This is a genomic window from uncultured Thiothrix sp. (assembly GCF_937873765.1).
In the GTDB taxonomy this organism is placed as follows: domain Bacteria; phylum Pseudomonadota; class Gammaproteobacteria; order Thiotrichales; family Thiotrichaceae; genus Thiolinea.
Genome location: NZ_CALMZC010000056.1, coordinates 89460 through 114409, shown reverse-complemented (window position 1 = coordinate 114409; position 24950 = coordinate 89460). Strand labels below are relative to the sequence as shown.

27 protein-coding genes are annotated in these 24950 nt (G+C 45.5%); 12 read left to right on the top strand and 15 right to left on the bottom strand.

Annotation, left to right across the window (positions count from 1 at the left end; genetic code table 11):
• Nucleotides 1-202: 202 nt before the first annotated feature.
• Nucleotides 203-496, bottom strand: a complete 294-nt coding sequence (locus Q0307_RS17030; RefSeq protein WP_298662250.1) for a hypothetical protein — start codon at nt 494-496, stop codon at nt 203-205.
• 262 nt (nt 497-758) lie between these two features.
• On the opposite strand from Q0307_RS17030, the gene ampD reads away from it, so the two are divergent.
• From ampD to Q0307_RS17000, 6 genes are all read left to right on the top strand, one after another.
• On the top strand, nt 759-1355 hold the full coding sequence (gene ampD, locus Q0307_RS17025; protein WP_298662249.1) for a 1,6-anhydro-N-acetylmuramyl-L-alanine amidase AmpD: 597 nt from the start codon (nt 759-761) through the stop codon (nt 1353-1355).
• A 131-nt stretch (nt 1356-1486) separates the two neighbouring features.
• Nucleotides 1487-2038: a hypothetical protein gene (locus Q0307_RS17020; RefSeq protein ID WP_298662248.1), complete on the top strand. Its 552-nt coding sequence runs from the start codon at nt 1487-1489 to the stop codon at nt 2036-2038.
• A gap of 151 nt (nt 2039-2189) precedes the next feature.
• Complete coding sequence (glyA, locus tag Q0307_RS17015; protein WP_298662247.1) at nt 2190-3443, top strand: serine hydroxymethyltransferase; 1254 nt, start codon at nt 2190-2192, stop codon at nt 3441-3443.
• Nucleotide 3444: 1 nt separating this feature from the next.
• Nucleotides 3445-3936 (top strand): transcriptional regulator NrdR, encoded by a 492-nt coding sequence (gene nrdR / locus Q0307_RS17010; RefSeq protein WP_298662246.1) that lies wholly within the window; start codon nt 3445-3447, stop codon nt 3934-3936.
• Nucleotides 3937-3944: 8 nt separating this feature from the next.
• A complete protein-coding gene (ribD, locus tag Q0307_RS17005; protein WP_298662244.1) occupies nt 3945-5051 on the top strand; it encodes a bifunctional diaminohydroxyphosphoribosylaminopyrimidine deaminase/5-amino-6-(5-phosphoribosylamino)uracil reductase RibD in 1107 nt (368 codons plus the stop codon).
• 10 nt (nt 5052-5061) lie between these two features.
• Nucleotides 5062-5721 (top strand): riboflavin synthase, encoded by a 660-nt coding sequence (locus Q0307_RS17000; protein WP_298662242.1) that lies wholly within the window; start codon nt 5062-5064, stop codon nt 5719-5721.
• A 17-nt stretch (nt 5722-5738) separates the two neighbouring features.
• Here Q0307_RS17000 and Q0307_RS16995 read toward each other — a convergent pair whose 3' ends face one another.
• Nucleotides 5739-6908, bottom strand: coding sequence for an ATP-binding protein (locus Q0307_RS16995; RefSeq protein ID WP_298662241.1), 1170 nt, complete (start codon nt 6906-6908; stop codon nt 5739-5741).
• 186 nt (nt 6909-7094) lie between these two features.
• Nucleotides 7095-8573, bottom strand: a complete 1479-nt coding sequence (gene ilvC / locus Q0307_RS16990) for a ketol-acid reductoisomerase (RefSeq protein WP_298662239.1) — start codon at nt 8571-8573, stop codon at nt 7095-7097.
• Nucleotides 8574-8695: 122 nt separating this feature from the next.
• On the opposite strand from ilvC, the gene ilvY reads away from it, so the two are divergent.
• The 3 genes from ilvY to Q0307_RS16975 all read left to right on the top strand — a co-directional run bounded on the left by ilvY (nt 8696) and on the right by Q0307_RS16975 (nt 11212).
• On the top strand, nt 8696-9601 hold the full coding sequence (gene ilvY / locus Q0307_RS16985) for an HTH-type transcriptional activator IlvY (protein ID WP_298662237.1): 906 nt from the start codon (nt 8696-8698) through the stop codon (nt 9599-9601).
• Between the two features lie 536 nt (nt 9602-10137).
• The gene (locus tag Q0307_RS16980) at nt 10138-10725 is read left to right on the top strand and encodes a Uma2 family endonuclease (RefSeq protein WP_298662236.1); all 588 of its coding nucleotides are present in this window, start codon (nt 10138-10140) and stop codon (nt 10723-10725) included.
• Between the two features lie 277 nt (nt 10726-11002).
• Entirely contained in the window at nt 11003-11212 is a 210-nt protein-coding gene (locus Q0307_RS16975) for a hypothetical protein (RefSeq protein ID WP_298662234.1), read from the top strand.
• Nucleotides 11213-11547: 335 nt separating this feature from the next.
• On the opposite strand, the gene Q0307_RS16970 is transcribed toward Q0307_RS16975, so the two are convergent.
• The 4 genes from Q0307_RS16970 to Q0307_RS16955 form a co-directional block, all read right to left on the bottom strand.
• On the bottom strand, nt 11548-12948 hold the full coding sequence (locus tag Q0307_RS16970) for an ATP-binding protein (protein ID WP_298662232.1): 1401 nt from the start codon (nt 12946-12948) through the stop codon (nt 11548-11550).
• Nucleotides 12949-12952: 4 nt separating this feature from the next.
• Nucleotides 12953-13639: a response regulator transcription factor gene (locus Q0307_RS16965; protein ID WP_298662230.1), complete on the bottom strand. Its 687-nt coding sequence runs from the start codon at nt 13637-13639 to the stop codon at nt 12953-12955.
• A 12-nt stretch (nt 13640-13651) separates the two neighbouring features.
• On the bottom strand, nt 13652-14146 hold the full coding sequence (locus Q0307_RS16960; protein WP_298662228.1) for a DUF4405 domain-containing protein: 495 nt from the start codon (nt 14144-14146) through the stop codon (nt 13652-13654).
• A 270-nt stretch (nt 14147-14416) separates the two neighbouring features.
• Nucleotides 14417-14869, bottom strand: coding sequence for a hypothetical protein (locus tag Q0307_RS16955; RefSeq protein WP_298662226.1), 453 nt, complete (start codon nt 14867-14869; stop codon nt 14417-14419).
• A 140-nt stretch (nt 14870-15009) separates the two neighbouring features.
• Between Q0307_RS16955 and Q0307_RS16950 the strand changes: the two genes are divergently transcribed.
• The 3 genes from Q0307_RS16950 to Q0307_RS16940 are packed head-to-tail and all read left to right on the top strand — an operon-like array spanning nt 15010 to nt 17726.
• Nucleotides 15010-15909 (top strand): ribokinase, encoded by a 900-nt coding sequence (locus Q0307_RS16950; protein ID WP_298662225.1) that lies wholly within the window; start codon nt 15010-15012, stop codon nt 15907-15909.
• 9 nt (nt 15910-15918) lie between these two features.
• Nucleotides 15919-16890: a nucleoside hydrolase gene (locus Q0307_RS16945; protein ID WP_298662223.1), complete on the top strand. Its 972-nt coding sequence runs from the start codon at nt 15919-15921 to the stop codon at nt 16888-16890.
• Nucleotides 16887-17726, top strand: coding sequence for a 2OG-Fe(II) oxygenase family protein (locus Q0307_RS16940; protein WP_298662222.1), 840 nt, complete (start codon nt 16887-16889; stop codon nt 17724-17726). The genes Q0307_RS16945 and Q0307_RS16940 overlap by 4 nt, the downstream gene beginning before the upstream one ends.
• 56 nt (nt 17727-17782) lie before the next feature.
• Here Q0307_RS16940 and paaK read toward each other — a convergent pair whose 3' ends face one another.
• Genes paaK through paaD form a run of 8 tightly spaced genes read right to left on the bottom strand, consistent with a single transcriptional unit; the run spans nt 17783 to nt 24950 of the window.
• Nucleotides 17783-19096, bottom strand: coding sequence for a phenylacetate--CoA ligase PaaK (gene paaK, locus Q0307_RS16935; RefSeq protein ID WP_298662221.1), 1314 nt, complete (start codon nt 19094-19096; stop codon nt 17783-17785).
• A gap of 28 nt (nt 19097-19124) precedes the next feature.
• The gene (gene paaI / locus Q0307_RS16930; RefSeq protein WP_298662220.1) at nt 19125-19556 is read right to left on the bottom strand and encodes a hydroxyphenylacetyl-CoA thioesterase PaaI; all 432 of its coding nucleotides are present in this window, start codon (nt 19554-19556) and stop codon (nt 19125-19127) included.
• 1 nt (nt 19557) lies between these two features.
• On the bottom strand, nt 19558-20334 hold the full coding sequence (paaG, locus tag Q0307_RS16925; protein ID WP_298662219.1) for a 2-(1,2-epoxy-1,2-dihydrophenyl)acetyl-CoA isomerase PaaG: 777 nt from the start codon (nt 20332-20334) through the stop codon (nt 19558-19560).
• A 38-nt stretch (nt 20335-20372) separates the two neighbouring features.
• Nucleotides 20373-21674: a TRAP transporter large permease gene (locus tag Q0307_RS16920; protein WP_298662218.1), complete on the bottom strand. Its 1302-nt coding sequence runs from the start codon at nt 21672-21674 to the stop codon at nt 20373-20375.
• Nucleotides 21675-21677: 3 nt separating this feature from the next.
• Nucleotides 21678-22220, bottom strand: coding sequence for a TRAP transporter small permease (locus tag Q0307_RS16915; RefSeq protein WP_298662217.1), 543 nt, complete (start codon nt 22218-22220; stop codon nt 21678-21680).
• 1 nt (nt 22221) lies between these two features.
• On the bottom strand, nt 22222-23247 hold the full coding sequence (locus Q0307_RS16910; RefSeq protein WP_298662215.1) for a TRAP transporter substrate-binding protein: 1026 nt from the start codon (nt 23245-23247) through the stop codon (nt 22222-22224).
• 48 nt (nt 23248-23295) lie between these two features.
• Nucleotides 23296-24393: a 1,2-phenylacetyl-CoA epoxidase subunit PaaE gene (gene paaE, locus Q0307_RS16905; protein WP_298662214.1), complete on the bottom strand. Its 1098-nt coding sequence runs from the start codon at nt 24391-24393 to the stop codon at nt 23296-23298.
• 11 nt (nt 24394-24404) lie between these two features.
• Nucleotides 24405-24950, bottom strand: coding sequence for a 1,2-phenylacetyl-CoA epoxidase subunit PaaD (gene paaD, locus Q0307_RS16900; RefSeq protein ID WP_298662213.1), 546 nt, complete (start codon nt 24948-24950; stop codon nt 24405-24407).

The following is a 24950-nucleotide window of genomic DNA, read 5'->3' as shown; positions in this document are numbered from 1 at the left end:
CTACCAGTTTACACCAGCAGGATCTTATACGTGGAAACTTCTAGCTAGTTACTTATCTAGATAGACGGAGCCCTGTACCGTCTTTTGTTAAGCCATCATACACTGAAGTTTCAGAATAAAAAACTATCAATTTCTTTTCATATTAATAAAAAAGCCTAGCTTAAGGGCTAGGCTTTAAAGTTAGTTGCAATGGTTAACCAGCTTATTTAGTGCAAGCCACATGAATGATCCGGAATTCACCGTCATCACCCATCAATTTTACTACATGGCAATCAGGACCACGATCAGATTGTGGTTCAATCGATAAAATTCGCCCAGGGTACATGTCTTTGACTTTACCCATAATGGTAGATTTGCGCAGTGGTTGATCCGGTTGGGTTCGGGTCATCTGAATTTTGTAAGGAACATGAGTTTCCGCAATACTAATAGTAGGTGCTAAAGATGTAGACAAAGCCAAAAACACTGCACACCAACGTAGGTTGCTTTGTAAGTGCATTTAAATTTCCCCTGTTTTAAAAACTTGTGCAGACTCCATGCCCATGGGGTCTGTATTGCTATGGGCGAATTATAAGTGTTACTTTATTAACAATAAATTAATGAATGAGATTGGTGATTGTATTAGCAGAGCGAGCTTTCAATAAGGTTTTAAATAGAAAATTCTTATCTTTATATAATAAATATGAATGATTATTATTTATTTTTTAATTTAATGAATCATAATAAGTATGAGTAATTTTTGTCTAGGGTGATTTTTAACGATGGTAATTGATCACATTACTGGTTTATTGGCCGAAGCTCAACAATGTCTTTCTCCTAATCATGATGAACGTCCAGAGGGCTGTGTGCCCGAGCTGATTGTCTTGCATAATATTACCTTGCCTCCTGGTGAATTCGGTGGGGATTATATTACCCAATTATTCACGAATACTTTAAATAAAGATGCGCACCCTTTCTTTGCTGAGATTGGTCATTTAAGAGTTGCTAGCCATTTATTAATTCGGCGTAATGGTGAGGTTATTCAGTATGTACCTTTCCATTTACGTGCTTTTCATGCGGGCATCTCTCTATATCGTGGGCGTAGTCGCTGTAATGACTTCTCAATCGGGATTGAATTAGAAGGTACTGATTTTATGCCTTTTACTGAGCTTCAATACCAACAGCTTACCGAAATTATCAAAGCTCTGTGTTGGGCTTATCCAAGCCTGTCTATAGAGCAAATTACGGGACATCAGCACATTGCACCTGAACGTAAAACTGATCCAGGGCCATTTTTTGATTGGATACGCTTAGGTCAGGAATTGGGTGTTAGCTTGCCGGCCAAGGCTAGTTGTAGCGATCCGACTTCTTGTGGCTAAAATGCTAATATTTGGCTATATATCAGTCAAAATTTCAGTGAGTTGTTGTTTCTTTGCCTATACTTAAGCTGTCGCCAGCTTATTTTATTGCTTGGCGTTCATAACTTAAGAAGTGCCTAAGAGAGGGAACTATGAATAGCGAGGTCTTCCATTTGAACTCTGTACAATTAACGCGCAGAGCCTTTTTAATTCTACCTGCAGCGCTATGGGCTAGTCAGGTTTTAGCTGCAGATACACCGGTTCCATCTGCTAGTTTGCCGCCGGGAGCTTGCCCATTAAATAGTGGTGGTCCTTCCTTATTAGGAAGCCGTTGGTTTGTCATGTCTATTTACGGTAATGCAGTACCTAAAGAGTTACGTATGACCATGTTGGTTGAGCAGACAGCGATGGTAGGTATAGGCGGCTGTAATAATTACACGGCTAATTTTGTGCAAGTAGGCAATCGTGGTTTCAAAGTGGTTGGTATTAATCGTGGAGACAAACCGTGTGAAGTAATTCGCCCTGCTCCGGGTGAGCCAACAATTGATGCAGGGAGTTGGGAAGGGCGATATTTGCGCGTTTTAGGGCGTGCAGGTAGTGTGCAACAACTAGGTTCGACCTTGCAGTTTCATGATTTCAATGGGAAGCCCTCGCTGGTGTGCGGCAAAGTTTATGGTTCACGGGCTACTCCGCCGGCAGCTTGATAGTAGTTCGTAAGGCTAAAGCAGACTCTGATAGTTTAGAGTCTGTGCCGAGATTTAGTTTTTCTAAGCTGAACAGCATAGGTCAAGTTGTTAATTGTTGTTATGATACGCCGCTATCACCACTCAATAATGTGCAGGAGACTTGATTAGCATGTTTACCAAATCTATGACCATTGCCAGCTACGACCAAGAGCTAGCGCAAGCGATGGCCGCCGAAACTCAACGTCAAGAAGAGCATATCGAATTAATCGCCTCCGAGAACTATGCTAGCCCGCGGGTGTTAGAGGCACAAGGTTCAGTTTTAACCAATAAATATGCTGAAGGCTATCCAGCAAAGCGCTACTACGGTGGTTGTGAGTATGTGGATGTTGCTGAGCAATTAGCCATCGATCGCGTTAAAAAATTATTTGGTGCTGATTATGCAAATGTGCAGCCTCATTCAGGTTCACAAGCGAATGCGGCTGTGTATATGGCTTTACTCAATCCGGGTGATACGGTCTTAGGGATGAGCTTAGCTCATGGTGGTCACTTAACGCATGGGGCAAAAGTGAACTTCTCTGGGCGCATCTATAATGCGGTGCAATATGGCATTACTTCAGAGGGTTATATTGATTATGCTGAAGTTGAGCGTTTAGCGGTTGAGCATCAGCCAAAAATGATTGTTGCAGGTTTTTCCGCTTATTCACGCGTGATTGATTGGCAAAAGTTTCGTGAGATTGCCGATAAAGTAGGCGCTTATTTAATGGTCGATATGGCGCATGTAGCAGGTTTAGTGGCTGCTGGTGCTTATCCAAGCCCCGTACAAATCGCTGATGTAACTACCTCAACCACGCACAAAACTTTACGTGGCCCCCGTGGTGGCATTATTTTAGCGAAAGCGAATCCTGACCTTGAAAAGAAATTTAATTCTTTAGTTTTCCCTGGCATTCAAGGTGGCCCGCTGATGCATGTAATTGCTGCTAAAGCAGTTGCCTTCAAAGAAGCCTTAGAGCCAGAGTTCACCGCTTATCAACAGCAAGTGGTAAAAAATGCCAAAGTGATGGCGGCAACCTTGATTAGCCGTGGCTATAATATTGTTTCGGGCGGCACGGATAATCACTTAATGCTGGTTGATCTGATCGCGAAAGGTTTGACGGGTAAAGCTGCCGATGCTGCTTTAGGGGCAGCAAATATTACGGTGAATAAAAATTCAGTGCCGAATGACCCGCAATCTCCTTTTGTTACTAGCGGGATTCGCGTCGGTACACCGGCGATTACCACCCGTGGTTTTAAAGAAGCTGAAGTCGAGCAACTAGCCCACTGGATTGCAGATGTCTTAGATAATATCAATGACTCTGCTACCACCGAGTGGGTGAAAAAAGAAGTGCTAGCTATCTGCAAACGCTTCCCTGTATACGCGGACTAACATGCGTTGCCCATTTTGTGGCGCGGAAGACACGCGCGTGATTGATTCGAGGCTAGCCAGCGAGGGTGAGCAAGTGAGGCGGCGGCGCAAGTGTTCAGCTTGTGAAGAGCGCTTTACCACCTATGAGCTAGCTGAATTAACTATGCCACGTGTGATTAAATCGAATGCTGCACGAGAGCCTTTTCATGATGAAAAGCTCCGTGCGGGCATTATGCGTGCTTTGGAAAAGCGTCCTGTGACAATTGATCAAGCTGAAGCTGCGATTAGCCGTATCCGCAAAAAGGTATTGATGAGTGGGGAACGTGAAGTCTCCTCCGCTCAGATTGGCGAGTTGGTGCTGGCGGAGTTAAAGCATTTGGACGAAGTCGCCTATATTCGTTTTGCTTCTGTTTATCAACGCTTTAGCAGTATGGCTGAGTTTCGTAATATGATTGATCGGATGGAGCGTGAGCATCCTGATGAATATAAGTCCTCAACGGATCGCTTAGATTAATCCCTTCCATGTCAGTGTTTACTCCTGAAGATCATGCTTATATGGCGCGTGCTCTGCAATTAGCACGTTATGGCTTGTATACCACGCATCCGAATCCGCGAGTGGGTTGTGTGCTAGTACGAGACGGGCAAATAGTTGGTGAGGGTTGGCATGAACGAGCAGGTCAGCCGCATGCGGAAGTATTTGCCTTGCGAGCAGCCGAAGGGCGAGCACAGGGTGCAACTGCTTATGTCAGTTTAGAGCCTTGTGCCCATTATGGGCGTACACCCCCCTGCGCTGAAGCGTTAGTAGCAGCTAAAGTCGCTAAAGTGATTGCTGCGATGGTCGATCCTAACCCCCTAGTAGCCGGTCAAGGCTTGCAGCGTTTACAATCTGTCGGTATTGAAACGGCTTCAGGTCTATTAGCCGTAGAAGCACGCGCTTTAAATCCGGGCTTCATGAGTCTGATGGAGCGTCAGCGTCCGTTTGTACGGATTAAAATGGCGATGAGTCTCGATGGACGCACGGCAATGGCATCGGGAGAAAGTGTGTGGATCACCGGGGAAGCTGCGCGGCGCGATGTGCAGTTCTGGCGGGCGCAAGCGGGAGCGGTACTCACTGGGATTGATACGGTGTTGATGGATCAACCCAAGCTCAATGTACGCTTGACTGCACAAGAACTAGGGATTAGTGGTGAAGTGCGTCAACCTGTCCGAGTGGTTTTAGATTCTAAGTTACGTTTTCCGCTAGAAGCTCCTTTATTAGAAACGGCGGGTCAAGTGCTGATCTATACCTGTAGCACTGACGAGGCAAAAATCACTCTGCTACAAAATTTGGGCATACAAGTGAGGCAATTCACAGGCAATCGCCTAGATTTAACTGAAGTGCTGAAGGCTTTAAAGGTCGATGGTATTAATGAAGTGCATGTAGAGGCGGGTGCGACTTTAAGCGGTCAGTTTATTGAGCAAGGTTTAGCGGATGAGCTAGTTTTGTATATGGCTCCGCATTTAATGGGTTCAGCGGCACGACCTTTATTTAATTTGCCACTGATAACGATGGCAGAGCGCTATGCGTTAAGTATTCGAGATATTCGAGTAGTTGGACAAGACTGGCGAATTTTGGCTGATTTTAAGTAGGAGTAGGGTAGTGTTCACAGGCATTATTCAAGCAATGGGTACGATTCGAGCAATGCAGACGGTCGGTGGCGATCTACGCTTAACGATTGCGACCGGTAAGCTTGATATGGGTGATGTGCAATTGGGGGATAGCATTGCAGTGAATGGTGTTTGCTTAACAGCGGTGGTTTTAGACGCCTCCAGTTTTAGTGCTGATGTGTCTCGCGAAACTTTATCACTCACTAGTATTGGGCAATTAAATCTTGGTTCTAATGTCAATTTAGAAAAAGCTTTAACTTTAAGTACCCGCTTAGGTGGACATTTAGTCAGTGGCCATGTGGATGGTTTAGGCGAAGTCGTGAGCCGCTATGATGATGCCCGTTCAGTGCGTTTTCGTTTAAAAGCCCCGGATAGTTTAGCTAAATACATTGCAGCTAAAGGCTCGATTTGTGTCGATGGAACGAGCTTGACTGTGAATAAAGTGGAGGGTGCTTTTTTTGAGTTGAATATTGTTCCGCATACTCTGCAAGAAACGATTATGTCGGGTTATCGTGCTGGTTCTAAAGTTAATTTAGAAGTGGATGTGGTGGCGCGCTATTTAGAGCGTTTATTGTTGGGGGATAAGGCTGCAGAAATGAATGCCGGTGGGATTACTGAAGCCTTTTTGGCGGAGCATGGGTTTTTGCGGTGAGTCGTTTAACTCAGCATTTAATTCGGGACTTTCAATTTCTCCATCAAACCATACAAACCTATTTGTGTCGTTTGCTCGTTGATAGGAAACGAGATTTCCTCCGGAGTGACTATATAACTATGCCTTGCTTGTAAGTCAGCTTGGGCGCTGTAGAAGCCTTTACTGAGTTTGGGGCGTGGGTTGCGTTTGATTTCTATCGCTAGTTTACTTTGATCGGGATAAAGCAAAACTAAATCCATTTCCGCCCCACTGCTGGTACGGTAAAAATAGGGTATAACTTCGTCCGGTAAAATAGCTAATAAATTTTCGATCACAAAGCCTTCCCAACTTGCACCCGCAATAGGGTGCGTAATCAAAGAGTCCCAAGTGGGAAGTGTTAGTAAAGCATGTAATAAACCGCTATCTCGGATGTATAATAACGGTGTTTTGACTAAGCGTTTGCCAATATTAATATGAAAAGGCTGTAAACGCCGAACTAGCATTAAATCAACCAGTAAATCCGTATAAGCAATGACTTTTCGATAGTCTAAACCTAAATTATTGGCAATATGGCTGGCATTAAAAGGCTGGCCTTGCAAGTGTGCCAGCATCAACCATAAGCGCTGCATAGTTTCTTGGGGAACCGAGCGATCAAAGAAAGGAATATCTTTTTCTAAATAACTACGAAGCAAATATTTGCGTTTGCGAAAACTATCTTCATCAGAATGTGCCAGATAACTTTGTGGAAAACCGCCCCGAGTCCAGAGGGTTTCAATCTGGAGTTTGCCTACTTCCAGCGCATTCAGTGTGGTGAGGTCAAGATAAGCGACACGTCCGGCAAGGCTTTCTCCAGCCTGTTTCATCAGCTCAATCGAAGCAGAACCGAGTAGTAAAAATTGCCCCGAATCGCGTCCTTCACGACGACGCTGATCAATGATTCCGCGTAGTACCGGAAACAAGGCGGGTGTATTTTGAATTTCATCAAAGATGACCAGCTCATGTTTATGTTGTTCGCAAAAGAGTTTAGGGTTTTGCATCACACCTTCACGTTGCACATAGTCCTCCAAATCAAGATAGATAGCTTGATGGGTGGAGAGAAGTTGATGCGCTAAGGTGGTTTTCCCTACTTGGCGAGCGCCTAACAATACTACAGCCGGTTGATTTTGTAGTGCTTCGAGCAGATGTGGCATAAGGGTTCGTTCAATCATACTTGCAAATTATCATTTTCAATGATAATTTGCAAGGATTATTACGATTCCCAAAGGTTAAAATAATTGATTTAGTCTAAATTCGGCTAAAATTGATTAAAAGTTAGTCCAAATAATCCTTATGTAAAACTAAAAAAAGAAGCCCCTACTATGTTGCAAGAGCTTCTATGGCTAAGCTAAGCCAGCTTAAACAATTTTCTTCATCGCCGTCATATAAGAACGCAGTTCTTCGCCCACAATCTCAACGGAGTGATTGCAAATTTCAGCGTTAATATGCACTAACTGACGATTATCGACGCCGTTATCTTTCAAAGTCAAACCACGACCAATCACATCGGATTTAATCTTCGGCATGAATTTCTCAATTAATAATGGACGTGCTGCTTGGTCGAATAAATAACAGCCATATTCAGCCGTATCCGAAATAACGACGTTCATTTCGTACAGTTTTTTACGCGCAATTGTATTTGCGATTAGTGGTGTTTCATGTAGCGATTCGTAGTAAGCGGATTCTTCAATAATGCCTGCTTCCACCATCGTTTCATAAGCGAGCTCAACCCCAGCACGTACCATCGCTACTAACAAAATACCCTTATCGAAGTATTCTTGCTCGCTGATGGCTTGATCGGTGATCGCTTGCTTTTCAAATGCAGTTTCTGCGGTGGCAGCGCGCCAACGGTGTAAATCTTTATCATCGTTGGCCCAGTCTGCCATCATCGTGCTAGAGAATTTGCCAGACATAATGTCGTCTTGATGCTTTTGGAACAGTGGGCGCAGGATTTGTTTCAATTCTTCGGACAGTTCAAACGCACGAATTTTAGCTGGATTGCTTAAGCGATCCATCATATTGGTAATACCACCGTGCTTGAGGGCTTCTGTGACGGTTTCCCAACCAAATTGCATAAATTTGGCCGCCCATGCTGGCTCTAAACCTTCTTCAACCATTTTATCGTAGCAAAGGATAGCGCCCGTTTGCAGCATACCGCAGAGAATGGTTTGCTCGCCCATCAAATCCGATTTAACTTCTGCAATCGGTGAAGACTCCAATACGCCTGCACGATCACCGCCGGTTGCAGAAGCTAAAGCTTTAGCGATTTTTAAGCCATCACCATTCGGATCATTTTCACGATGCACTGCGATCAGAGTGGGCACGCCGAAACCACGGACATATTCAGCACGGACTTCAGAGCCGGGGCATTTCGGGCACATTAAAACAACGGTTAAGTCTTTGCGAATTTGCATGCCTTCTTCAACTAAATTGAAACCGTGCGCATAGTCTAAACAAGCACCTTGCTTCATTAATGGCATAATTGCATTAATGACAGAGGTATGTTGCTTATCGGGAGTCAGATTCATGACGATGTCAGCGCTAGGAATCAGCTCTTCATAAGTGCCTACTTTGAAGCCATTTTCGGTCGCGTTTTTCCAAGATTTACGCTTTTCAGCAATTGCTTCGGCACGTAAGGCGTAGCTGACATTCAAGCCGCTATCACGCATGTTCAAGCCTTGGTTTAAGCCTTGTGCGCCGCAACCAATGATCACGATTTTCTTATCGCGAATATAATTGACTCCATCAGCAAACTCAGACTGATCCATGAAGCGGCATTTGCCAAGTTCTTCAAGTTGAACACGCAATGGCAGCGTATTGAAATAATTTTGACCCATGATGGACTCCAAACAAGCTTAAGAAGGGAATTTTAGGGTTGCTACTGTAAGGGATTTTCAGCATTGCGTAAAATGATCAATTAGGGATATCATCTTGCGTTTTAAGCAATAAGGTAAACGCTATGGAAATTCGTGATTGCCAAATGTTTATTCAACTGGCCAGTACTCAGCACTTTGGCAAAGTAGCGAATGCCTGTCATTTAAGCCCTTCAGCGATTAGTCGGCAGTTGCAGCGTTTAGAAACTGAAATCGGTAAGAGGTTGGTCGAGCGTGATAACCGCGAAGTGCGTTTAACGCCAGCAGGGCGGCATTTTCTCGAATATGCCTATCAAACGGTACAAGCTTGGCAGCAGTTACGGCGTGATCTGAGTGATGATCCGCAAACGATTAGTGGTGAATTAAGTGTCTATGGTTCAGTGACCGCAAGCTTCAGTTTACTCAGTGCAATTCTGCCAGTACTACGCACGAGTTATCCGGGTGTGGAGCTAAAACTGCGCACGGGTGATCAAGCTGATGGGATTGAGCGGGTGCTGAATAACAGCGAGGATTGCGCGATTGCGGCTCAGCCAGATAGTTTGCCGAGTCAATTGCAGTTTTTAGTTTTGCAACAGTCACCTCTCTATCTAATTGGCCCAACGATGAATTGCAGTTTGAGTCAGCGTTTGGAAGAGGCTTTAGCGACGCATACCGTTTTAGACTGGACACAGGTTCCCGTGATTTTGGCAGAGCATGGTTTAGCACGTGAGCGCTTCTTGCAACGCTTAAGACAATTGAATTTGCATCCGCCGATTTATGCACAAGTTGCAGGACATGAGGCGGTAGTGGCAATGGTGAGCCTAGGTTTTGGTGTTGCGGTAGTACCTGAGTTGGTCATCAAACACAGCCCCCGCCAAGAAACTATTCGGATACTACCGTGGTTGAACGATTTAGAGCCGTTTAGGATTGGTTTATGTGCACGTCAAGAGCGTTTAGCTGATCCTTTATTGCAGGCGTTTTGGCAGAGTGCCCAAGTGGCTTTTTTTGAGTAAATGAAAATTACAAATCTAGGCTTTATGGTTCAATAATCTCCACTCTTCCTAATCGGTGTTCAAACTGGCGTGTTCACCTTAGCTTAGTACAAAAAACTATCTCTAACTTAATAGAAGTCAATGGTAGGGGTCAGAAGGATGTAGTGTGTACAAATGTGATTTTTAAGGCTCAAGAAATTAATCTCGAAAATTATCTGAAGCAACAAGTTCTTCCTATTAAAGACTTGTTAGCTGCCTATTTATTAACGCCAGAGCAGGCTAAAGAGCCAGCAACCTTGATGATGACCACTAATTGTCCGAATTTTATTTGGTCTAAGTAGTTTGTAATCCTCCAACCCAAAAGCACAGTGGAGTCGAAGGAGTTATTAGGTACACATTTTATGTTCTGGAAAGAGGGTGTATTATTTTCAGGGTCATCCGGCCTGCTCCAGTAAGTCGAGGACTAGGGCATGACCTTCTTACCCGTCCTACCAGTAGGGTATAAGTTGCTCTTATGTATATACTGGTACTAGTGTTATAATCTTGGAGCTAAGCAGATGACACACGCACAGCAACTAGCATTCATACCATTTGAAGATTATCTTGAAGGTGAGCGTGAGGTAGAGGGTGTACGCTACGAATATGTGGATGGGCAAGTCTACGCTATGGCGGGTGGTAGTGAGTTGCATAACACGGTGGCTTCTACTTTCCATGGTATCATTGAGAATGCCTTGCCTGATGAATGCCGAGCTTGGCAATCTGATATGAAAGTGGTAGGTAAAAATCAGAGCAAGCACTTTGCCTATTATCCCGACATTATGGCATCTTGTGAAGGCAACAGGGGCGATGATCTGTACATACGCGATAACCCTAGTCTGATTGTCGAAGTGCTCTCTCCCTCCACCCAACGTACTGATTTGAAGGAAAAGTTCGATAACTACATTACTATCCCTACCTTGATGGAGTATGTAGTGGTATCGCAGGATACGCCCTATGTACGGGTATTTCGACGCCGCAATAACTGGCAGAATGAGTCTTATTATGCAGATGACAGCTTCGTACTAGATTCAGTAGGGCTAGAAATCGCTGTCAAACAGATTTATCGGCGAGTGAAAAAAGAAGTGGGCTTGGAAACACGACGCTGAAGTCGCATTTTTTCAATTTTCACAGATGCTAGCTCAATGTTGGCATTAGTTCATCTGCTACTGATCTGTAAGTTCGATTAATTGCCCAAATATGACTCCTATGACTATCAATTGCCTTTTTGGGTTTGGAAATATGCTGATGGTAATGGAGTTAGTTACTCTTGGGCGCAAGTCAATACCAATACCTCGACAGTGGATGGTGTCGCACGGGGTACTGATGATGGGATTGGTGCTCTTATTCGAGTCGCTTGTGCAGTAGATGTTAATGGTTTTTTTGATGAAAAGATTATGGATGCCCTTAAGTGTATTGCTTATGGCTTGCAATGCCTGTGCGGGTCAAAGTGCTGCTCAACGCCTCCCCATTGTACAAGGTGCATGGGTAGTGATCGCCACTCAAGAGCCGACTTATTGGCGCGGTGCTGAACAAAAACTGTATGAGTATCAGCAAAGGATCGCTCAGTTACTCGCGAAACGTTACTGTGGCTGATGCACAAACCTTGATTGATCGGAGTCAATATTATTTATTGACTCCGAGTCGTAGATCCAGTGATTCTCGTATCTATGGTGCGAGAAGCATTGATGGTACTAGTCATCTTTTGCCACGAACTGATACGGGGGGCGGCTTCGTCAAAAATGTCCAGTAAAAATCTTGCAAGGGGCAATTCCGATTGGTAATGTTCCATCAGTTGAGAGTTATGGGCTACGATTTAATAAAACAATGGTAAAAGCTTGTATTAAACATTTTCGCTTAAATGACGGTTAAGTGTATGGGGTGTTGGCAACCTAAGATGAAAGCATGGCCAAGGTCATGCCTTCATTTCATTATTTAGGTTCAAGTCGCTCCGAAACTTGCCCAACCAACAACGGTAATTCAATACTAATCCGCAACCCCCCTTCAGCCCGATTACTCGCCCGAATACTGCCACTATGGCTATCAATTGCCCGTCGTGCTATTGCTAAGCCTAAGCCGTAGCCGTGACGTTCATGATTGCTTTTGCTGCTACGTTGGAAGGGTTCAAAAATTAAATCGATGTCCTCAGGGGGAACGCCGCTACCTTGGTCATCTACCGTCACATGCAGCGTATTGCTAGCTTTATTTTGATAGGCCGTTACGGTTACCGTGCTTTTAGGGGGCGTGTGATGCAGCGCATTACGCACCACGTTTTCTAAGGCACGATACAGGAGTTCGCCGTGTGCGGGGATAATCAGGCTGGCATCATCGCTGCTATGTAAAATTACGGAGCAATTTAGAGCACTGGCTTCAAAGCGTGCATCGTCAACTACGGTATCTAAGAGTTCTAAAACATCCACGTACTCATCAGTCGAGGGAGCAACCCCCGCCTCTAAGCGTGATAAGGTTAAAACCTCACCGACTAATTTATCTAAGCGCTCGGCTTCATGTTCAATCCGATCTAAAGTCGCTTGGGTTTGTTCGGGTTGTTGACGTGCTAAGCCAATACTGACTTGTAAACGTGCTAGTGGAGAGCGCAACTCATGGGAAACATCATGCAGCAAGCGCCGTTGTGAGGTCATCAAGGTTTGTAGTTGGCTAGCCATGTGATCGAAATCATTGCCTAAATCAGCAATTTCATCCCTTCGCCAGCCAATTTCTGGAGAAATGCGCGTATTTAAATCACCTTGTGCTATTGATTTAAAGGCTTTCCGCAACAAGCGCACTGGTTTGGAAAAATGCCAAGCTAGCAAGAAACTGGAGATAAAGCTCACAATCAAGCCGGATAAATACCAAGGCCAAGTCAGGTCACGATAACGCGGTGGCATACGATTGGGCTTTTGAAATTCAGGAAACTGCCCCGATAAAGGGGCGAAGAAAATCAGTTCTTCAGACTGAGTTTGCACACTACGCGCAATGGGGGGGGCGACATTTTGCTGAATACTGGTACGAATGCGTTGCAGCATGGCTGTAGGAACTGAGCGCCCTAGCAACTCTTTATTATTAGCATCAACCGCATAGACTTGGAGATTCGCAGGGGCTTCTTGATTTTGTTCTTGCAGCATATTGGAGACTGCATCCTTGCCACCAAAGCGGAAGGTATTTGCAGCTGCTTGCACTGAGAGAATCGAGCTAGGCCGAATCACTACATCTTCTGACACTGACTGCAAGGCGCGATGATGCCACCAGACGGCCAAAGCTGCCGTACCACCAGCTACCAACAAAGTGAGCCAAAAAGTCAGCAGAATTTTCCAGAATAAACGTCCCATCATGCGCTTAGTCTCGAATCAATTGATAACCAACGCCGCGCACGGTTTGAATGCAAGAGCGCCCATCGGGTAGATTGCCTAATTTATGGCGAATACTGCTCATGTGTACATCAATGCTACGATCGTAGCGGGTAAGAGGGCGGCCTATGCCAACTTCAGATAAATCATGTTTGCTGACCACCTTACCCGCTTGCTGTGCCAGTACTAACAGTAAACTAAATTCAGTACTGGTTAACTCCAAGGTCTGGCTTTGCCAAGTAGCTAAGCGCTTTTCAGGCCACAGACTCAAGTCACCGATATGCAAAGGCTCATGGTTCGTGGCATTTCCACTCGGTGCGGTGCGTCGCAAAATAGCACGGATACGGGCGACTAATTCGCGCGGTAAACAAGGCTTGGGCACATAATCATCTGCACCCATTTCTAAACCCATAATGCGATCAATATCGTCACCCCGCGCGGTGAGCATCAACACCGGCACAGAACTATTCATGCGAATGCGGCTGAGTGCTTCGATGCCGTTCATACCCGGCATCATCACATCGAGCACAATCAAAGCATATTCATGTAAGCTAGCTTCTTTTACTGCTGATGCGCCATCCATCACCGCAGTGACTTCAAAGCCCTCTTGTATTAAATAAGTACTGAGGAGTTTATTCAGTTCTAGATCGTCATCCACCAGCAGTAGTTTACTCATATGCCTATCTCGTTACTGTAGGGCTTTGCTCAAAGCTTCCATAGGGTTACGCTTGCTTGTTTCAGCAACTTGTTTAAGGGTGTTATTCAGGTCAGTGATAGTGAATCCCTGTTGAGTGAGCGTCGTTTGAAGGCTTTCAGCCGTTTTGTTGGTGACGCTGGCCAAAGTGGTAATAGGTAAATTCAATAATACATTCACTGCTTGTTGATCTGCACGACCACGTGGGCCACCTTGTTGCGGGATGACGAGCGCTGTGATAGTGAGAATCGCGAAGAGACTAATAATTGCTAAGCTCAGTTTTTGGCTAAAATAGCGCTTAAAAACTTTCCAATTCACCACTAAATGCAAACCTACCGCCCCCACCATGATTATACTTAACCACTCATGTGCGGCTTTTGCTAAACCAAGCTGTAGATGGAAATACATTAATAAGCCAGTTATCGCCATTAAAATAAAGGCACCGATGGTTAAAGGGGTAGCCCAAGGGCGTAGCTTATTCATATCCATAATCTTAATCCTTTTGATTCTACTAAAAATATTTCCGCAAGCTCAGTGACACATATGTCACTATTGAGCGAATAAAATTAATCAGAACTTAAAAAAAGGAGCGTGTTTCAAGCTGGTCTTGATGAGGAAGGCTAACCTACTGTGTAGAGACGCAGGCTAGTAAAGTCTCAATCCGCTTTAAGTTCTGGCGTTTGGTATAGGACTATGATTGCGGACAAAGTGCTAAGCGAACAGCAGTTTTACATTTTTTTACATGATCTTGATCTTACTTTACACAGCAGCGTCATTGTCCCCTAAAGCATAACCTCCACGGTAAAAGCGATTACGCCGATTAGAACTAGAGTTATCAATGATGGGTTTAGGTGTTAAACCAACAGGAGCTTCATTAGCTAATTTAGGTTGTTCTGTTAGCTGGGTTGATGGCAAGTCTAAAGTTTTTAAGCAAAATTCGTGTGCTACCGCCGCTTCTTCCCTAAAAGGAAGCATTAAATTCTCTGAAAAAGCACAAGCAGCCTGCTTAACTTGCAAGAGACTCAAGACAGCCGCTGCACCTTTAGCGCGACTATGGGTACAGTGCGTGATACGTCCGCGCTCAATAGCAAAGCGGCAAGAGGTATTCTGCTCGGTAGCAATAAGAAAAGTACCAGACTGTTTATTATATAGAGTAGTACTGAGCTGATGCAAAACTGCTGCGAGAGGATAAAGGATAGAGGTATTAGCCATGAGTGCAATTTCCGCTGATTTCAACTGTGGCTTATTGCATTGCAATAAATATACCAGCAAAAACGACGTATTAGCTCTATCTTTCCAAGTGGTGTCTAAGGTTATAATGCATTATCACAAGTTACCTAAACCATGTGCTTATGCCTATCTACAATTATGGCTCTATCAATATCGATCATGTGTACCGAGTCCCCCATTTGGTGCTGCCCGGCGAGACTTTAAGTAGCCATCATTATCGACAAGTTTTAGGTGGTAAGGGTGCGAATCAATCGATTGCTTTAGCACGTGCTGGTAGTGAAGTTTTTCATATTGGCCGTTATAACGTGGCCGATCAAGCTTTGGTACAACCCCTGATTGAGGCAGGTGTCGCCGCAGAGCATTTAGAAACAGTCAATGAGCCGAGTGGGCATGCGATTATTCAAGTTGATGATCAAGCTGAAAACTCGATCATTCTTTATGCAGGTGCCAATCATTCTTTTACCGTGACTGATTTAGCGAACAGCCTTCAAGCTGCCAAGGCAGGCGATTGGCTGTTGCTGCAAAATGAATGCAGTTGTACTCAAGCAATGATCGAATTGGCGGCTGCACGTGGGTTAAAAATTGCTTTCAACCCGGCTCCCATGAATGCAGCAGTTAAAGACCTGCCCTTAGACAAACTCAGCTTGTTGTTTGTGAATCAAGTGGAAGTATGTCAGCTACTGAATTTGCCCACTGAACCGCTGCCAACTCTAGAGGATTTAGTAGCCTTATTGCAAGCACGTTGGCCGGATACTTTAGTAGTTATTACCCTAGGATCGAAGGGTGCGGCTAGTGTTTATCAAGGGCAACTCGAATTTGTGCCTGCCGTACCGGTACAAGCGGTGGATACGACAGGGGCGGGTGATACCTTCACCGGATATTTTTTGCATGCTTGGATGCAAGGCCAGTCCTTGCGTGCGGCTTTAGAGCGTGCAGGTAAGGCTTCTGCTTTATGTGTGCAAAGAGTGGGCGCTTCTTCAAGCATTCCCACTGCTGCTGAGGTGGATGCATTTAAACAATAAGGTTGAGGAATGGCGCATAAGATTATTCTGGACACTGACCCCGGTATTGATGATGCAATGGCGATTTTCGCGGCTATTGCACACCCTGAGATTGAGCTACTTGGAATAACCACAACCTTTGGTAATGTCAGTGTGGCACAAGCATGTATGAATGCACTGACGCTAGTGGAAATGTGTGGAGCCGAGGTGCCGGTTTGTATCGGCGAATCTTGGCCGATGCATAGTGACCCAATGCCATTCCCTGATTTCGTGCATGGGATGGATGGTTTGGGGGATCAGTTCCTACCGCCACCCCATCGCCGCCATCATGATCAGTTCGCTGCCCCTTTTATTATTGAACAAGTCCGCAAATACCCCGGTGAAGTTACTTTAGTGGCTATCGGCCCTTTGGGTAATTTGGCGCATGTGCTTGAGCTTGATCCTGAAATTGCTAAGCTTGTTAAACAAGTGGTGATTATGGGCGGCACGATTGGGCATGTTGGTAATGTGTCGCCAGTAGCCGAAGCGAATATTTTTGCTGATCCCCATGCAGCCGATAGGGTGATGGCCGCTGACTGGCCATTAGTGATGGTTGGGCTAGATGTCACTTATACCGTGCTGTTTGATCGCAAACTATTTAGCTATATCGCTGCTAATAATCGCAAAGTCGGCTCTATGTTGCATCGAGCAGCGGATTTTTATATCGATTTTTACCAGCATGAATACAAAGTGCCGGGCTGCTATGGACATGATATTTCAGCGCTGACTTATGTGCTTAAACCAGAATTATTTAAAACCATTGAAGGTGGGATTTGTGTCGTCCCTGATGGCATTGCGGCTGGACAGACCATCATGAAGCGGATTAAAGGTGATACTTATTTTGTGCGGGCTTGGGATGAGCGCCCTGTGCATAAAGCTTGCATGCAAGTGGATGCCCAAGGGGTGATTGATTTTTTCCGTGACACTTTGACCAATGCATATTGGCAAGCGAGGTCAAAATGAATTTACAAGCTGTTGATTATCTAGTGCCAAATGCGGCAGCAAGCTTTGTTGAGTCTTTACGTGAGTTTGGTTTTGGTGTTTTAAAAAACCATCCAATTCGCCAAGAGTCTGTGCACGCGATTTATCAAAATTGGCTGAGTTTCTTTCAAAGCCCTGAAAAATACGAATACCGCTTTCGCCCGACTTTTGATGGCTATTTCCCGCCTGAAGTTTCAGAAACGGCTAAAGGTTGTGCAGTGCGGGATATTAAAGAATATTTTCATTTTTACCATCCTTGGGGGATTTGCCCCGAAGCTTTGCGCTCTGAACTGATTACCTATCGGCAAGCAGCGAATTCGCTAGCGGAAGAATTACTAGGCTGGATTGAAGCTTATTCACCCCCAGAAGTCGCCATTCTTTATCATGAGCCACTTTCTCATATGATTCAGGGTAGTGACCAAACCTTGTTACGGGTTCTGCATTATCCACCTTTTCAAGGCTCTGAGCCTTCACACGCCTTGCGTGCTGCTGCGCATGAAGATATTAACCTACTGACGATCTTACCCGCTGCGAATGAGCCGGGTTTGCAAGTTTTAACGAAAGCAGGGGAATGGTTAGATGTCCCTTGTGATTTTGGTTATCTGATTGTAAATATCGGCGATATGCTGCAAGAGGCTTCAGACGGTTATTTTCCTTCCACGACGCATCGAGTAATTAATCCCCCGCCTAATGCTGCGAATGTCTCACGAATTTCCTTGCCACTGTTTTTGCACCCACGCCCTGAAGTCGTGCTTTCTGACCGTTACACAGCGGATAGTTATTTGCAGGAGCGCTTGCGGGAATTGGGGTTTAAATAACCTCAAGCTGGCGAGCACAAATGCGAACTAATCAAGCTCGCACTGCCAAAGTAAGTTTAATTTTTTGGACGCTTATCCACCACCCGTTGCGCTTTCCCTTGCGAGCGTGCAATTTCACCTTCTGATTTCACATTGATTTTGGTGCTGACACCGACCAACACTTTAATCCGGTGTTGCAGTTCTTTAGCCGCCGCCGCACGTTCGGTTTCGCTCACTTGATTACTGCGTGCTTCTACATTCACCGTGAGGTGGTCTAAATTGCCATCCCTAGTGATTTCCAGTTGATAATGTGGTGACAGCTTGTCAATCTTCAGCAGAATTTCTTCGATCTGTGTGGGGAATACATTCACGCCCCGGATAATCATCATGTCATCACTACGCCCCGTGATTTTCGCCATCCGCCGCATATTGCACGCGCTGCCGGGGAGTAGGGTAGTGAGATCGCGGGTGCGATAACGAATCACTGGCATGGCTTCTTTGACTAAAGAGGTGAAAACCAATTCGCCTTCTTGTCCATCAGCCACAGTTTGCAAAGTTTCAGGATGGATCGTTTCGGGGTAAAACATATCTTCCCAAATGGTGGGGCCATCTTTAGTTTGCACAAATTCTTGCGCAACACCCGGCCCCATGACTTCAGATAAGCCATAAATATCCACCGCATCCAAGCCCATGCGCTGCTCAATCTCCAAACGCATCGCGGGTGTCCACGGTTCAGCACCAAAGATACCCACCCGTAGCGAACAAGCACGGGGGTCTAAACCTTGGCGCTCGAATTCATCCGCAATATTTAAGCAGTAAGAAGGCGTAACCATAATGATGTCAGGTTTGAAATCTTGAATCAGTTGCACCTGCTTTTCAGTTTGTCCACCGGACATGGGAATCACGGTACAACCTAGGCGTTCAGCACCATAATGCGCACCCAAGCCGCCAGTAAACAGGCCATAACCATAAGCCACATGCACTTTATCCCCCGGTTTGCCACCGGCGGCTAGAATGGAGCGTGCAACCGCTTCAGCCCAGCGCTCAATATCGCCTTTGGTGTAGCCCACTACTGTGGGTTTGCCGGTAGTACCACTCGATGCATGAATCCGCGAAACTTGCTCCATCGGCACTGCAAACATGCCAAACGGATAGTTATCACGTAAGTCATGTTTAGTGGTATAAGGGAATTTTTGAATATCCGCTAATTCTTTTAAATCATCGGGATGCACGCCTGCAGCATCAAATTTAGCCCGATACATCGGTACATTTTGATACGCATGTTTGACCGTCCATTGTAGGCGTTTTAATTGTAATGCTTGGATTTCGTCCCTACTGACTTTAGTAAAATTATCTAAATTCAGGGTTTCACTGGGAAAACCGGTACTCATTGCTTCTCCTCCTTGGTGCTACGATAATTTAGCTTTCGGGTAGCACGCTACCTTTGAGTTGATAGGAGCGTCCACGGAAGGTCGCTACTAATTTGCCATCAGGATTATGAATTTCCACATCATACACACCGGTACGTCCACTACGCGAGCGTTCTACTGCGGTGGCAGTCAATAGCTCACCTTCGTAAGCCGGTGCGAGGAAGTCAATCGTACAGCCTGAGGCTAAGGTGACTTTATTAGTGTTATTACACGCATGGGCGAAGGCGGTATCAGCTAAAGTAAACAGCATACCGCCGTGGCATACCTCATGCCCATTCAGCATGTCATTGCGAACTTTCATAGTCAGCACTGCTTGGCCAGCGACAGTATCAATAATATTGATACCCATCATGTGCGCAGTACGATCATTCACATGCATCGCATCGCTACAAGCGCGTGCAAAAGGGTCTTTTTCGTCCATCTTAAGCTCCTTTAAACACCGGTGCGCGTTTCTCTAAGAACGCATTCACGCCTTCTTTAAAATCATCACTTGCAGCGGCAGCCGCTTGCAAATCGCGCTCTAAATCGAGCTGTTGATCTAAAGTATGCGTGCCTGCTGCATGAATCGCCTGCTTAGTCATCGCTAAACCTTTAGTCGGCTGAATGGCTAAGTGTTTCGCTAATTTTAAGGCTTCAGCCATTAGATCTGCGTCGTCCACGCATTTCCAAATCATCCCCCAAGTTTCAGCTTTTTCAGCGCTAATTTTTTCACCTAATAAAGTCAAGGCCATGGCACGCGCATGCCCAACTACACGGGGTAGTGTCCAAGTACCCCCGGAGTCTGGGACTAAACCAATCTTGCAGAAAGCTTGAATGAACGAAGCGGAGCGAGCTGCTAACACAATATCGCAAGCTAAAGCGATATTCGCTCCAGCACCAGCAGCGATACCATTGACTGCACAAATAACTGGTATGGGTAAGGTAGTGAGTGAACGTACTAGAGGATTGTAATCACGTTCAACAGTCGCACCAATATCAGCACTTGCAACTTCATCTGCTAGGTCTTGGCCTGCACAGAAGCCCCGCCCTTTGCCAGTGATTAATAAGCAGCGCACATTGGTATCGGCTTGAATAGCACTTAAAGCCTCACGCAGTTCTGCATGCATGGCAGTAGTGAAGCTATTTAGCTTATCGGGGCGGTTAAACGTTAAAGTTGCCACGCCCTCTGCAATAGCTAGGTCAATAGTTTGAAAGTTCATGCCTGTCATTTCCTGTGTTAATCCAGTGAGTCGCTGAGTCAGCGATATAAAATTTCCGGTAGGAAAAGGGAAATTGCTGGAATCAAGGTCAATAAAGTTAAGCGGATCAAGTCTGCAATCCAGAAAGGTGTCACCCCTTTGAAAATCGTGCTGGTTTTGACATCTTTCAGCACACCACTTAAGACGAAGACATTCAAACCCACTGGCGGAGTCAGCAAGCTGATTTCAGTCACTACAACCACTAAAATACCAAACCATACCAAATCAAAACCGAGGCTTTGTACTAAGGGATAGAAAATCGGCACTGTCAGTAACATCATCGATAAGCTTTCTAAGATGCATCCGAGTAGGATATAGATGGCTAAAATCATGAAAATCACCATCATGGGGCTTAAGTTATAGCCTTGTACGAATTGCAATAAATAATCAGGGAATTCAGCGCGAGTGATGAAGTTAGAGAAAATCAGTGCGCCAATCACTACAAAGAATAGTGAAGCTGAAGTATGTGCTGTCTCAGTCAAAACTTCATATAGGGTGCGCCAAGTGATGGATTTGCGTGAGAGTGCAATCAAAAATGCACCTGCAGCACCAATACCTGCCGCTTCAGTGGCAGTAAACGCACCGACGTACATACCACCAATCACCAAGACGAAGAGGAGTAAAGTTCCCCAAACGCCTTTCATGGCGGCTAAACGTTCTTTACCTGTTGAGCGTTCCCCCGGAGGACCGGCTTTAGGATTACGCCACACCGTCCAAGCAACAGCACCCATATACAAGAGAATACCGAGCATGCCGGGCAAGAAGCCTGCTGCAAATAATTCCCGAATACTTTGTTCAGTCATAATGCCGTAAATCAGCAGAATAACGCTGGGTGGAATTAAGATGCCAAGTGTGCCACCGGCTGCAATCGAAGCAGTGGCTAAACTATCGCTATAGCCGTATTTACGCATCGGTGGCATGGAGACTTTCGACATGGTGGCTGCAGTCGCTAAGCTGGAGCCGCAAATAGCAGAGAAACCACCACAAGCCACGACGGTAGCCATCGCTAAACCACCGCGCAGATGTCCCATAAAAGCGTATGAAGCGCGATAGAGTTCATGAGATAAACCGGACTTGGTAACAAAGTTACCCATCAAAATGAAAAGGGGAATAACAGTCAGGCTATAATCACGTGAAGTATCAATGATCCGCCGGGCGGACATGGACAAGGCTGCTGTCCAGTTCCAGTCATTGAGCCAAGCAAAACCAAAAAAGCCGACTAAGCCCATGGCAATACCAATCGGCATGCGTATCATGATCAAAAAGAGTAAAACCGCAAAGCCAACTAAGGAAACTAACATGGCTTACTCCAAGTTTGCGGATGTGGTAGTGCGCACTAAGCGATATTGAATGAGTGCTCGATAGATGCCTAAAGTCACTAGGACTAATGCTGTAAACCAGCACATCACACCAAAGGAACTCACAATAGCGCCAACGGGAAGATGTAAGTATTCAGTGACCTCACCGTGCGAGCTAGCGCGTGCACCTAGATCCCAAATACGTTGGCCAATCACAACTAGCGCGATAGCTGTGAGGAGATTAAATAAAATAGTGCGGATGAAGTTAACATGCGGTGGAATGAAGGGGTCTAAAATATCCACTACCACTTGCTCATTACGCCAAGAGATCACCGGCAGAGCCATAAAAATCATGACTCCTAATAAAACCTCAATTAGCTCGACACCACCCACTAAGGGTTTATTGAACAAATAACGACCGATTACATCGATGCAGGTGATTACCATCATAGCCAGTAGAGCACTGCCTGCGATCAGGTTAAGAGCTAAGGCTAGCCATCGGGCTAGCCCCTTCTCGGAGTGCTGGGTGATTTGTTCAGCACTCGTCATCTCACTTAGATCCTTCCGCTTTAGCGATTTCGCGCATTTCTTTTAAAGCAGCTTCTGCATCAACTCCACTGTCTTTAACGCTTTCTAAAAAGTTTTTGTCAAAGTCTTTGGTCATTTCTGCAAATTCAGCCAAGATTTCAGGAGAGGCTACTTGGATAGTATTACCAGCCGCTGCTGCATCTTTCTCACCTTCTTCGGCTTCTATACCCCATTTTTCACCCGCCAAAGCAGATAGTTTTTCGCCAGAGACTTTCATAATGGCTTCGCGATCTTTGGCATCCAATTTATCCATGAATTCTTGGTTCAAGATAACCATGAAACTGCCTAAATACATACCATTTGGGAATTTGATCGAAAAAGGCGCGACTTCTTTCAGGCGTAAAGTTTTCTTTTCGCCCATTGGCATGAAAGCACCATCGGCAACGCCCTGTGCCAGAATTTCATAAACTTTAGAACCCGGAGCCGCAACCCCTTCAACCCCCATTGCTTTACCAATGTCGGCTTGTACACCCCCACCGATACGAATCTTTTTACCTTTCATATCAGCCAATTTTTCGATGGGTTTAGCTAAGTGAATTTGCCCAGGGCCATGCGTGAATAGACCTGCTAAGACCACACCTTCATGCTCTTTAGCTTTGGAGAGGTATTTTTCATGGATGCGCCAGTGAGCAATGGATGCTCCTTTAGCCCCACCTTCAATACCGGGCAACTCCACCATTTTGGTCAGCTTGAAACGTCCCGGATAATAGCCGTGGAAAGTCCAAGCCGCTTCATATGCACCATCTTGAACTTGGTCGAGTAGTGCTTTTGGATCGCCACCGGGGTATTCAATTTTCAGTTTGACGCGGCCTTCAGTCGCTTCTTCAATCCACTTGCCCCAAGTGGGTAAAACATCAGCATTCATGGTATGTGCCGGTGGTAGCCAAGAACCGACGCGAATCGTAGTTTCTGCCCAAGTTGGTGCTGAAGCTGCCAGTGCGGCTGATGCGATGGCAAAACTCAGCATTAACTTTTTCAAATTTTTCATGAATCCTCTCCTCTAGATGTTTTATACGAAAATCTTAGTTAAAAGCTATTAACGTTGATCGAAGTCGACCACGACTTCATCAGAGACTGGATGCGCTTGGCAGGTTAAAATGTAACCCGCCGCAATCTCATGTGCTTCCAAGCCATGATGAATATCCATGTCGACTTGGCCTTTGACCAGTTTAGCCTTACATGTCGAGCAAACACCGGCTTTGCAAGCATAAGGTAGGTCGAGGCCATTATGAATCCCCGCATCTAAAATGTTTTGCCCAACCGTAGCGAGGTCAAACTGTAAGGAGCGTCCGTCCGCAATCACAGTAACTTTACTGGTTTTTTCCTCACCATAGGTTTCAATCCGCTGTTGCGCCTTTTCGAGCAAGGTAGCTGCATCGGCTGAGGAGTTAGCAAACAACTCATAATGAATCTGTGCATCACTTAAGCCAGATGCACGGAAGCCGCGCGAGACTTCAGACATCATTGCTTCAGGGCCGCAGATAAACACTTCATCCGTGGTTTTAATATTGATTAGGCGGCTTCTGTGTAAAGCAGAGCCTTTTTGATTATCAATTTGTCCATTAAGAAGATCAGCCCCTTGATCTTCTTGGCTCATGATATTGATCCATTGGAAGCGGTTCAGGTATTTGTTTTTCAGGAAGCTCAACTCGTCCTTGAACATCACTGAATTACTGCGCCGATTCCCATAAATTAAGGTCACTTTGCTGTTGGGTTCTTCGACTAGAATAGTTTTCATAATCGACAGAATTGGGGTAATCCCGCTACCACCCGCTAAGCACATATAGTTCTTAGCATTATCCGCACTTAAAGGTGAATTGAAGCTACCTTGTGGCGGCATCACTTCCACCGTATCACCGACTTTGAATTGATCATTCGCGTAGTTAGAGAACTTGCCACCGCGCACCCGCTTAATCCCAACCCGCAAGCTGCCATCATGCACACCTGAGCAGATCGAATAAGAGCGACGGACATCTTCGCCATCAATATCTGCTTTGAGGGTGAGGAATTGGCCTTGAATAAATTTAAAAGTATCAGTTAATTCTGACGGAACCTTAAACGAGACACAAACTGCAGTATCAGTCTCTGGTTTAATCTCGCTAATGGTCAGAGGATAAAAACGGGTATCAGCCATCGGGGTCACCCTCAAAGATGCTTAAAGTAATCAAACGGTTCATGACAGTCTTGGCATTGAAATAAGGCCTTACAAGCTGTTGAACCAAACTCACTAATTCTGCGTGTATTGCTAGAGCTGCAATGTGGGCATTCAATCCCTGCATCGGGTGTTAAGCCTTGTGCATGGGCGCAGCCTCCACCCGTCGGTGGTGCAATCCCATAAGCTTGCAATTGCTCTCGGCCTTGCGGTGATAGCCAATCCGTCGTCCAAGCTGGGCTTAGGCGGGTGACGATTGCATAGGGCTGAATGTTTGCAGCGTCTAAAGCAGCGGCAATATCCGCTCTAATCGTTTCCATCGCCGGGCAGCCGGAATAAGTAGGGGTGATACTCACCACATACTTGTCCTCCACGACTTGCAGATCACAGAGCACACCTAAATCCCAAATACTTAACACGGGAATTTCTGGATCTTTAACTTGATCCAGCAGCTCCCAAAGGGACGTTAAGGTCGATTGCTTACGCCGTTGAGCGCGTTCATACCAAGCAAAAGGAATGACAGGGATTGATTTAGCCAT